Origin of the sequence: Actinoalloteichus spitiensis RMV-1378, from assembly GCF_000239155.1 — a bacterium.
In the GTDB taxonomy this organism is placed as follows: domain Bacteria; phylum Actinomycetota; class Actinomycetes; order Mycobacteriales; family Pseudonocardiaceae; genus Actinoalloteichus_B; species Actinoalloteichus_B spitiensis.
The window spans coordinates 1-2,867 of record NZ_AGVX02000673.1 but is presented as its reverse complement, the minus strand read 5'-3'; the positions used below and the strand labels follow the sequence as shown (position 1 = coordinate 2,867).

The 2,867-nt window shown below is 74.8% G+C and carries 3 protein-coding genes; 2 read left to right on the top strand and 1 reads right to left on the bottom strand.

Translation table 11 applies throughout. From position 1 onward, the window contains the following. Window positions 1–924: COG1470 family protein (locus tag ACTIDRAF_RS0223735; protein WP_016701180.1), on the top strand; the 924-nt coding region annotated here is incomplete at its 5' end. Between the two features lie 804 nt (window positions 925–1,728). Here the strand turns inward: ACTIDRAF_RS0223735 and map are convergent. Next, window positions 1,729–2,553, bottom strand: a complete 825-nt coding sequence (map, locus tag ACTIDRAF_RS0223725) for a type I methionyl aminopeptidase (protein ID WP_016701178.1) — start codon at window positions 2,551–2,553, stop codon at window positions 1,729–1,731. Window positions 2,554–2,640: 87 nt separating this feature from the next. Here map and ACTIDRAF_RS0223720 point away from each other — a divergent pair. Beyond that, on the top strand, window positions 2,641–2,867 hold a 227-nt coding region (locus ACTIDRAF_RS0223720; protein WP_016701177.1), incomplete at its 3' end, for a helix-turn-helix transcriptional regulator.

Genomic DNA, 2,867 nt, shown 5'->3' with positions numbered 1-2,867 from the left:
GGGGACGCGGAGGCGGCCGTGCGGTGGAGCGTCGCCCCGGCCACCGAGGACGGCCCGGACGGTCGCCTGTCCCTGCGGCACGTCGCCGATCCCGGTGAGACCGTCTCCGACGCGGTGGCCGTGACCAACCTGGGCACCGAGCCAGCCGAGTTCGCGGTCGCGGTCGGGGACGGCGTGGTCGGGCAGAGCGGGGTCTTCGACATCGCCACCGGCGAACCGACGGGATCCGGGAGCTGGATCAGCGTCGAGGGGCTCGACGAGGGCACCGTGACCGTGCCCGGCGGCGAGACCGCCGTGCTGCCGGTGACGGTGGAGGTCCCCGAGGACGCGACCCCGGGTGACCACCCGGCGGGCATCGCCGTGGGGGTGTCCACCGCCGAGGACGGCATCACCGTCCAGCGCCGGATCGGGGTCCGACTGCACCTCCAGGTGGCCGGCGAGCTGGAACCCGTGCTGTCGGTCAACGCGGAGGGGACGTCGTACCGCCGCTCGTCCTGGGTCCCGTTCTCCCCCGGCACGCTGGTCGTGGACTACGAGATCGCCAACGAGGGCAACGTCCGGCTGGGCGCGGCCACCACCCTCGACGCGGAGGGCCCCTTCGGCCTCGGGTCGGCGCGGGGCTCGGACGGGGTCGACGAGCTGCTCCCGGGGGACGTGGTGTCGCGGTCGGTCGAGCTCGAGGTCTCGCCCTGGTTCCTGCTCTTCGGCGACCTGTCGGTGACCGCGTTGGCGGTCGGTGAGGACGAGGTCTCCCCACCCGAGGCCACCTCCCACGATTTCACCCGGACCGCCGTGCCCTGGACCGAACTGGCGGTACTCGTCGTCCTGGCCGGCGTGGTGTGGATGGCGCTGGCCCGCCGCCGGAAGGCGCGGACGGCCACGGCGACCACGAGCACGCCGGCGGAGGACGGTTCGCAGTCCTGATCCGGTCGGCCCTCCTCTGCCGACGCCGTTCCCGCCACCACCCGCGTCCGGGGCGGGACCGTCAGGGCGGTCCGCGACACCGAGTGGACCACCTCGGTGGGCCGGACGTCCGTCCGGCCCACGTGGAACGGTCGTGGACCACCCGGTCGCCGGTGCACGGGGCCGCGGCTCGGAGCGGTGGGGCGGCCTGGTCTGGCGGGGAACCGCCGCCCCGGACCCGTCGCCCGTGGCCGAGCTGCTCGGGACCGCCACGGCCTGCGGGCGCGCCGCGTCGCCGTACGCGCCGTTCCGCTCGTGTGCGGTGCTGACCGCCGGTGCCCGCGCGGAGGCCCACTCCCGGGGGGCCCGACGGCGGGCACGGGGGTCGACGAGCTGCTGAGGATGCGGCGGCCCGGCACGACGCGTCCGCCGACGTACGGGCGCCCCGCGAGCGCCCAGGCGGGACGTGGCGGCGGCACGCCGCTGGTCGCGGCGCCGGGGCTTCTCCCACGAGTGCGGGCCGTCCGACGGTCGGCCCCGGGCTGTGACCGGAGGCCCCCCGGCGGCCTGCCGCAGCGCCGGGGCGCGCACTCCGGCGCCCGGGTTCTCCGGCTACCAGGAAGGCCCCCGTCCCCACTCGGATGGGGGCCACGCTCCCAGCTGGCGTTTGCCCCCCTCGCGGGGGCGCCTCCGGGCTCGGGAGCCAGACGGCTGGCGTGATGCGCACGATCAGCGCGCGCACGCCGGGCCACGCGCGACGACCCGGCCTTGCTGGGTGGCGTCGGGACCGGGGTCGTCGGTGGGCCCGCCCGGCTGACCGGGCGGTCAGGCGTCCGTCGCGCGGGAGGGCTGGCCGGAGCCGCTGGCCGTGGTGGCCGCCTCGGGTTCGCGCCGGGTGAGCACCAGGGGGCCGTCCTCAGTGATGGCGACGGTGTGCTCCGAGTGCGCCGTGCGCGAGCCGTCCGCCGACCGGATCGTCCAGCCGTCCGGGTCGTACACGATCCGGTCCGTCGTCCGCGCGAACCAGGGTTCCAGCGCGAGGGTGAGCCCGGGGCGGAGCGTCAGGCCCCGGCCGGCCCGGCCCTTGTTGGGGACGTGGAGGTCCTCGTGCATGGTGCGGCCGATGCCGTGGCCCCCGAACTCGGTGTTGACCGGGTAGCCGTAGTCGCGGGCCACCCCTCCGATCGCCGCCGAGATGTCGCCGAGGCGGTTGCCCGGCCGCGCCGCCGCGATCGCCGCCTCCAGTGCCTCCTCGGTGGCGCGGATGATCCGCAGGTCCTCCTCCGCGGGGGTGCCCACGATGACGGTGCGGGCGGAGTCGGCCGCCCAGCCGTCGATGGTGACCGCGAGGTCCGCGCTGAGGACGTCCCCGTCCCGGAGGGTGTAGTCGTGCGGGAGGCCGTGCAGGACGGCGTCGTTCACCGACAGGCAGATGACGTTGCGGAACGGGCCCCGGCCGAAGGACGGGGTGTAGTCCCAGTAGCACGATTCGGCGCCACGCCGCGCGATCATGCCGCGTACGTGGTGTTCGAGGTCCAGGAGGTTGACGCCCACGTCGGCGAGCCGGCCGACCTCGGTGAGCACCTCGGCGACGAAGCGTCCGGTCACGTGCATGCGGTCGATCTCCGCGGGCGTCTTCAGTTCGATCACGAGTACCTCACGTCATGAGTGGTGGTATTACTATACCGGCCACCCTAGCACTTGACGGTATAGTAATACCAACCCTAGGCTGGGAGCATGGTCCGTCACCCCCTCACCCCCGAACAGATCGAAGCCGGCAGGCGCCTCGGTGCCCTGTTGCGGCAGGCCCGAGCGGGACGGGAACTGGCGGACGTCGCGCGGGCGGCAGGCATCTCACCGGAAACCTTGCGCAAGATCGAGACCGGCCGGATGCCCTCCCCGGGGTTCGGCACGGTCATCAGCCTCGGCGAGGCGCTGGACCTGCCGGTGGAGCGGTTGGGGGG